Annotated in this window: 1 protein-coding gene; it reads left to right on the forward strand. The window is 36.0% G+C overall.

Features of this window, described 5'->3' with window-relative positions; genetic code table 11:
- Positions 1–572 (forward strand): recombinase family protein (locus HMPREF2578_RS08790; protein WP_176743753.1); only part of this gene is annotated, 572 nt, incomplete at both ends.

Raw genomic sequence — 572 nt, forward strand, 5'->3', positions numbered from 1 at the left:
TCCATTACCTACATCATCTCAAACCCTTTTTACATTGGAAAAATACAGTTTGCGAAGTATAGACACTGGAGCGATAAGAGACGAAAAGGACTCAATGAGGAACCTATTATCGCTGACGGTAAGCATGCACCTATTATTGATAGAAACTTATGGGATAAAGTACAGTTTAAACGCCAGGAGAGTCGCAAGAAACCACAAGTCCATGGTAAAGGGACAAACCTACTGACTGGCATTGTAAAATGTCCGAAATGTGGTGCAGCAATGGCCGCAAGTAATACGACCAATACGTTAAAAGATGGCACTAAGAAAAGAATCAGATATTACTCATGTAGTAATTTTAGAAACAAAGGTTCTAAAGTTTGTTCAGCCAATAGTGTTAGAGCAGATGTATTGGAAAAATATGTTATGGATCAGATATTGGAGATTATCAAAAGTAAAAAGGTACTGAAACAATTGGTTGAAAAAGTAAATGAACAAAGCCAAATAGATAAATCCTCTTTGAATCATGACATCGCTTATAAACAGTCACAATGTGAAGAAATCAAAGCCAAAATGCATACACTAACGAAAAC

It is taken from the genome of Staphylococcus sp. HMSC072H03 (genome assembly GCF_001809305.1).
Classification (GTDB): Bacteria; Bacillota; Bacilli; order Staphylococcales; family Staphylococcaceae; genus Staphylococcus; species Staphylococcus hominis.